Source organism: Pseudarthrobacter sulfonivorans, from assembly GCF_014712225.1.
Lineage (GTDB): Bacteria > Actinomycetota > Actinomycetes > Actinomycetales > Micrococcaceae > Arthrobacter > Arthrobacter sulfonivorans.
Genome location: NZ_JACXBW010000011.1, coordinates 161177 through 168040, shown reverse-complemented (window position 1 = coordinate 168040; position 6864 = coordinate 161177). Strand labels below are relative to the sequence as shown.

General features: G+C 66.5%; 5 protein-coding genes. 1 reads left to right on the top strand and 4 read right to left on the bottom strand.

What is annotated here, in order from left to right:
• Positions 1-124 precede the first annotated feature (124 nt).
• The 4 genes from IAQ70_RS15415 to IAQ70_RS15400 all read right to left on the bottom strand — a co-directional run bounded on the left by IAQ70_RS15415 (position 125) and on the right by IAQ70_RS15400 (position 5558).
• Entirely contained in the window at positions 125-991 is an 867-nt protein-coding gene (locus IAQ70_RS15415) for a putative protein N(5)-glutamine methyltransferase (protein ID WP_223860113.1), read from the bottom strand.
• Positions 992-1501: 510 nt separating this feature from the next.
• A complete protein-coding gene (locus IAQ70_RS15410) occupies positions 1502-2407 on the bottom strand; it encodes an SDR family oxidoreductase (RefSeq protein WP_190990190.1) in 906 nt (301 codons plus the stop codon).
• A 99-nt stretch (positions 2408-2506) separates the two neighbouring features.
• Positions 2507-4774, bottom strand: a complete 2268-nt coding sequence (malQ, locus tag IAQ70_RS15405; RefSeq protein ID WP_190990189.1) for a 4-alpha-glucanotransferase — start codon at positions 4772-4774, stop codon at positions 2507-2509.
• A gap of 208 nt (positions 4775-4982) precedes the next feature.
• Positions 4983-5558, bottom strand: a complete 576-nt coding sequence (locus IAQ70_RS15400; protein ID WP_190990188.1) for an HhH-GPD-type base excision DNA repair protein — start codon at positions 5556-5558, stop codon at positions 4983-4985.
• 437 nt (positions 5559-5995) lie between these two features.
• Between IAQ70_RS15400 and IAQ70_RS15395 the strand changes: the two genes are divergently transcribed.
• A complete protein-coding gene (locus tag IAQ70_RS15395; protein WP_190990187.1) occupies positions 5996-6862 on the top strand; it encodes an ANTAR domain-containing protein in 867 nt (288 codons plus the stop codon).
• Positions 6863-6864: the final 2 nt, after the last annotated feature.

The window sequence follows — 6864 nt, the reverse complement described above, 5'->3', positions numbered from 1 at the left end:
AGCCGTGACGTTTCGCGAACACCTGAAATACGGCTGAACCATAGGCGGCCGAACGGCTTCCGTGATGCGGAGAATCAGCCAATAGGTGCGCAGCTACAGTCCGAAATGGATCAGAATACGAGAGCTAGCCAGCTCGGCCGACAACCACGGTGCCATCGAGCTCGGCCGACCTGGCGGTCCTGACCACGAACCCCGCCGCCGCCAGGATCAATGCCGTGCGTTTGGCCTGCCGCTCACTCGTTTCGATGATGATATGCCCGCCAACACGCAGCCACTCGCGGGCCCCAGCGGCAATGCGGCGATGAAGGTCGAGGCCGTCCGCGCCGCCGTCGAGCGACAGCATTGGCTCAAAATCACGTGCTTCGCGCGGCATGGTGGAAATCTCGGCAGTAGGGACGTAGGGGGCATTCGCTGTCAGTACCGAGACACGTCCCTTGATGACCCTCGGGAGGGCATCGAACAGATCGCCCTCGTGAACCACTCCACCCACACGGCCGACGTTACGGCGCGCACACGCCACAGCGGCAGGATCGAGGTCCGCAGCATGCAGTTCAAGCCCCGGCATCCGGGACGCGAGCACGGCACCCGCTGCGCCGGATCCGCAGCACAGATCAACGACGACTCTAGGCCCGACTGGCCGCGCCGAAATTCGTGCCCTACCCCGCCGGACCTTGGACTCCCCCGCCGAGACGTCCGACAGCAGCGCAACAGCCTCGTTGACCAGTAGCTCGGTGCGGCGACGCGGAACGAAGACACCGGTGTCGAGCTCAATCCGCAGGCCCCCAAACTCTGCCCAGCCGAGAATGTGCTCAAGCGGATTGCCCGCAATGCGCCGCTCCACGGTGGCACTGACATCAGCGGGAGAGGACGCGGCGGCCATGAGCAGCCGGGCCTCCTCTTCAGCAAAGACACACCCTGCGGAACGCAGGCGCTCGGCGATCCCGGCAACGGAATCGGCGGTGGAATCAAAGCCCAGTCCGGAGCGTGACAACGCAAACCCCTTTCGGCACGCCGGCGGGAGCAAACAGCATGCATTCCGGAAACGTCGCCAGGTCTCGCAAGATAACCGCCACGAACCTCATGGTATGCGCTCAATAGCCTCTTGGCACGGTCTCAAAAGACCGAGAATTCAGTGCAAGCGCTTCCAGTTGGGCATAGTTCAAAGGCCGCGCTGAAAGGCATGTGGCGTGTCAGCTACGGGGCGGGGCGGGGCATCACCCGGCGCAAACATTCCGTTTGAGCACGACGGCGGCCCTGTCACCTTCCGGGACGACCCCGCCGGGCACCCGCTCATTGCCGGCTAGTCCATTTCTGCCAGGAAGAGTAGCCCGGCCCACTATGCGGAGTCGAAAACGGAACCGGCACGCAGGGTCGGCATCTCCGCGTAGTCCATGCAGGGTGAACGGCCAACGCCTGGCGCTGGGCAACCCTGCTTCGGCGCAGCTCATACCGGACGGCAGCTCAGCTCATCCCGGACGGCAGCTCATCCCGGACAGGGACGTCAGCGAACAGCGTGCCCAAGACCGGTAACGAGCCGGCGGACAGCGTCCTCCGCAGTGGGTGGCTCGCCGAAGAACTGCTGCTGGAGGGTTGTGTCCGCTACATACCGGCCGGTCTGGAACCAATCGATCATGGCCGACATGTCCTTGGCCATCGGATTGACCGGCGCCAGCACAGTGCCGGCCCCGCGCAGTAGCCCAGTGGGCACCGAGCGGACGCGGATGGTCTTACCGGTGAGCCGGCCTGCGATATCCGCAATATCCTGCATGCTAACCGGCCGGTCCCAGCCGATGTCGATGCGTCTGCCCTCCACCCCCGGGACGTCAACGGCGGCGGCCAGATAACGGGCCAGATGCGCGGTGTGCACAAACGTCAGCGGTATCCGCGCCGACCCGAACCAACTGAGCCGCCCCTTGCTGATGGGGTCGCCGCCGAACCGGGTGATCTGGTCCAGGAACGCACCCGGACGCAGGGCCACGAAGGGCACGCCTAGTTTCTCCAGCCGGTCCTCCGCAAGCTTCTTGTGCCAGAAGTGCGGCACTTGCGGAGTCTGGTCGCACGTGAGGATGCTGGTGAGGACGAACCGGCGGATCCCCGAGCGGCCGGCCGCCTCCACGAGGTTGGTGTTGCCCACGATGTCAGTCTCGCTGGTATCGCCCTTGCGGTGCCTGGTGTAGCCGGCCGCCGAAGTGACTACAGCGTCGGCACCGTCCATGGCGCGCGCCAGCGACGCCGGATCCATCATGTCGCCGCGGGCAACCTCGGCGCCGGCCGCTTCGAGGCGGGACGCATCCGAGCCCGGCCGCACCAGCGCGCGTACCTGTCTGCCCCGCGCGAGCAGCTCCGTGACAACCTGGCTGCCCAGCATGCCAGTACCGCCCACCACCAGGACTGGTCCGTCGCTCATGTGATTCCTCCCGTGAACCGGCTTCCTCCCGCGAACCGGCCGGAGGACTCTCCGGCCGGTTGCTCACATTGTCGCCCCGCCCGGGGCAGCCCGCCAGCCCTACCCGCGTAATGACTCCGAGACAACGGCCAAAAGCGAGTTGAACCTGGCGTTGCCGGGAAGGTCATCGATAAACACGGGCTTACCGGTGGGGTCGCCCAGAGGAACCTGCCAGTTCGGATACAGCGCTTCGGTGGTGCCCGGCTGGTTCTGCACGCGCCGCTCCCCCACCGCGTCAACCAGTGCGACGCCGAGCAACACCGACGGTGTCTGGGCGAGGAGGCGGTGCAGCGCCTCAATGGTGCGCTCCTCGTCAGCGTGAGTGCCGGGGCTCGCTTGAGTGCCGACGCTGGCGGGAGCGACAGCGGGAGTCTGGCCGCCTTCAGGCAGCAGCCCGCGTTCGCGCAGCAACCCCATCATCTTCTCAAGCGTGGCCACATGGTCGGCCCGCTCTTCGGCTTCGGATCGTTCCAGCAGCCCCAGCCTGCTGCGGAGCGCCACGTGATCGCCCGCAAGGTAGCCGGCGGTGGGCGGAAGGTCGTGGGTGTTGACGCTGGCGAGCGCCTGCGTGCGGTAACGCTCCGGCGGCAGTGGGGAGTCGCCGTCGTTCTCGAACCACAGGATGGACGTCCCCAGAATGCCGCGGGCAGCAAGGTAGTCACGCACCCACGGTTCGAACGTTCCCAGGTCCTCCCCGATCACCACGGCGCCGGCGCGCTGGGCCTCCAGCGCCAGGATGCCGATCAGTGCGTCGTGATCATACTTGACGTAGGCGCCGTCCCGCGGCGAGTTTCCGGCCGGCACCCACCAGAGGCGGAACAGTCCCAGGACGTGGTCCACCCGGATGCCGCCGGCGTGCCGGAGGACCGTGGAGAGCATGTTGCGGAAGGGTGCGTAGCCCGCCTCGGCCAGGCGTGCGGGATGCCAGGGCGGCTGGTTCCAGTCCTGGCCCTGCTGGTTGTACATGTCCGGCGGTGCGCCCACGCTGATCCCCGGCGCCAGCACACCGCGAAGCGTCCAGGCGTCGGCACTGCTCAGGTCAACGCCGACGGCCAGATCATGCACCACGCCCAGCCGCATGCCTGCCCGGCGCGCGGCCTGCTGCGCGTATTCGAGCTGCTCGTCACAGATCCACTGCAGCCAGCGGTGGAAACCGATCCGGTGCGCAAGTTTTTCCCTCAGCGCCTCGGCCTCGGGCGACCCCAGGGCGCAATCCGGGTCCATCCACAGCGGGTCCTCCGCCGCCAGGTCTTCGCGGATGGCGGACCAGAGAGCAAAATCGTCCAGGCCGGTACCGGAACTCCGGCAAAATTCGTCGAACGCTGCCTGCCGGGCCGGCGAGCGCCGTGCGTGGTAAAGCAGCTCCAGGGCCTGGAGCTTGGCCGCGAACACGGCGTTCCGGTCCAGCCGCTCCCCGTCCGCGTTCAGGCCCTGGACCTGCTCCTGCAGCCTGTCGATCGTGGCGCGTTTGCGCGGCCTGAGGTAAGCCAGTTCCGGGATGGCTTCCACCCGGATGTAAAGCGGGTTGAAAAAGCGCCGCGTTGACGGCGAGTACGGCGAGGGCTGGACCGGCGGTACGGGCTCCGCCGCGTGCAGTGGGTTGACCAGGACGTAGTCCGCGCCCCGTTCACCGCTAAGCGTTGCCAGGTCCGCCAGGTCGGCGAAGTCGCCGATGCCCCAGGACCGCTTCGACCGCACGGAGTACAGCTGCGTGGCCAGTCCCCAGCCGCGGCGCTCCACCAAGGAATCGGCGGTGGTGAGCCGCGCCGGAACCACCACCAGCGCACACTCGGCTGTGACGCCGTCGGACTCGGCATGCAGCGTGTGCCAGCCAAGCGGCAGCCCCTCCGGCACGGCGAAAGTGGCCCGGCCGGTGGGCACGCCGTCCACATCCTGCGGCGTGACCCAGACATCCTGCTGGACCGCCTCCACGGGCTCGCCTGCGCCCGCTTCCAGCAGCACAGTCAAACGAGCGGTGGCACCGTCCGGGACGTGGACCGGAACCAGCCGGGCGTCGCCCTCTTGAACCACGACGGCGGGCGGCAGCATCCGCCGCCACGGCGCCAGTTCGGCCTCGGCCAGGGCGGCTTCGATCAGTTCGTTCGTGTGGGCCCGGACGCCCAACGCAGCCAGGACTTTCACCAGGGTCTCGGGAGCGACGCTGTACGGCAGCCCGTCCCAGCCGTGGAATGACGTGCCCACCCCGCGCGCATCGGCCAGGCGCTGGAGGAGGTCCTGGTCCACATGAGCATGACCTGCTGCTTCACCGGCGCCTGGCGGAGCCGGGGTTCCGGAGAACTGAGCGTACTGCTGGTCTGGAGCCTTCATGGATGTCCGCCTCGTCTGGTGTGATGGGCCCGAACTTACATTGCGTCCTGTTCGACCGGGGGCTTCCTCGCTCCCGGACAACTGTCGGTACCGATTATTGCAGGAGGACACGGTTTACCAGGGCAGCCTGGCAGGGCAGCGACTTTGCCGGACCGGTTCGCGCGCGGAGGTTCCCTGGTCCTTAAGGCGCGTATTCCCGTCCCAGCGCCTATTCCTGGATTTTCTTCGCCGCTGCCTTCGCTGCCTGCTTGCTGGCCCGCACCTTGACGAGGGACTCAGGATCCACGATGTCTGCGACCGAAAGGAAGGCATCTTCCTGGCCATAATGCCCGGCCGCCTCTCGCCAGCCCGGTGCACTCAGCCCGCACTGCTTGCCCAGGAGCGCAAGGAAGATCTTCGCCTTTTGCTCCCCGAAACCGGGCAAGGCCTGCAGGCGTCGCAGTACTTCCTTGCCGCCGGGACCGCCCTGAGTCCAAATCTGCGTGGCGTCACCGTTCCAGTCGCGCCGGACCGTCTCCGCGAGGGCCTGGACCCGCGCCGCCATCGAGCCGGGGAACCGGTGGACTGCCGGCCTTTCCTTGAACACTTCGACGAACGCCTCCGGCTCGTAAGCGGCTACGGCTGCCGGATCGATGGAGCCGATGCGTGACCGGATCTTCTCCGGCCCTGCGAAGGCGGATTCCATGGTTACCTGCTGGTCCAGCAGCATCCCCGTCAGTAGCGCAAACGCATCATCAGTGAGCAGTTGGTCGGCAGCGGGGTCCCCGGTGATGTGCAGTTCCATGGTGCTTATCTTCCCATCCCCGGCTTCATACGTCATGAGAAGGCTGAGTTTTTCAGCACTGATCCGAGTAGAGACCCGCAAAACCAAGTACTACCTAATCTCAAACACGAGTACCGATTACGCGTTCACCTGGGCCACGCCCCAACTACCTTCGATCTAGAGCCAAAGACTCGTTGTCTCAGGGGTTGGATGTCTCACTAGGGGGTGTGAGAAGGAATGAATACAGGACTTAGCAGCCACGTTTTCCCGCCCGTAGGGGCCCGGGAAGTGAGCGGGGCCGGCGACGAGGAGGTCTTCGAGACCAAGGCCTCTCCCCCAGCCGTCGCCGGCCCTCTGACCGCTGCATTCTTGCCGCTTTCACCTTGGTTCTCCACCATTCACGTGCACGGACAGCCGATTGGTCGGTGCCATGGGAGCCGGCACTGTGGGAGTCGGCCATGAAGTATTCAACATCGCAGGTTTCCGCGTCACACGCGCCTTCGGGCAGGCGTCCGGCGCAGCCGCGCCAGGGCCAACAGCACGCGGCCGGGCGTCCTGCCGCGCTTCCCGGCCAGCCGCCGTCACCTTCCGCTGCCGGAACGGCCAGCACCGGCCCAGACGGTTTCATCCCCGATTTGGCCACCGGAGCGACAACCCTCGCTGACTCGCTCGAAATCCTGACCCGGACGGCGTCTGCCACCCTCAGCAGGCTCATGGACTCCCCGGTCGAATGCGGCACGCTCCTCAACAGGGCAAAGAACGGCCCGGCCACAGCCGGCACCAACGCGCAGACTGCCGAGTTGGCCCGGCTGGAGCAGGAGGTGCGTGAAGGACCCCTGACGGAAGCGCTCACCGGCAACGGCACCGTGGCCATGAACCACGTTTCATCCGATTTCCGCTGGTCGCGCTACCGGCCACACCTTCAGGCTGCTGGATTTCACAGCGTCCTTGGCGTGCGCCTCCGGCTGGATGAGGGTGCCACTGCGGCCCTCGCCTTCTTCGCCCCTGCTGCCCAGGCCTTCCCGCTTCCTGTAATCGCCGGGGCCCACGGTTTCGCGGACCTCGCAGCGCGGGGCCTCAGGCTGGTGCTCGAGCTGCAATCCACAAGCACCAGGGCGTCCGACCTGCAGTCCGCGCTCGAAAGCCGGACCTCCATCGATATCGCCTGTGGAGTGATCATGGCGCAGAACAGGTGTTCCTACGACGAGGCGATTGCCATCATCGCCAAGGCGTCGAGCCACCGGAACCTCAAGCTGCGCAAGGTCGCGGAGGGTATTCTGGAGAAGTTGCCCGGCGGCGCGCCGCGCACCCACTTCGAACACTAAAG

What these genes read in the sequence shown, in the direction of transcription:
- IAQ70_RS15410 (WP_190990190.1), bottom strand. Translation starts at nt 2,407, where the DNA reads ATGAGCGACGGACCAGTCCTGGTGGTGGGCGGTACTGGCATGCTGGGC.
- malQ (WP_190990189.1), bottom strand. Translation starts at nt 4,774, where the DNA reads ATGAAGGCTCCAGACCAGCAGTACGCTCAGTTCTCCGGAACCCCGGCT.
- IAQ70_RS15400 (WP_190990188.1), bottom strand. Translation starts at nt 5,558, where the DNA reads ATGGAACTGCACATCACCGGGGACCCCGCTGCCGACCAACTGCTCACT.
- IAQ70_RS15395 (WP_190990187.1), top strand. Translation starts at nt 5,996, where the DNA reads ATGAAGTATTCAACATCGCAGGTTTCCGCGTCACACGCGCCTTCGGGC.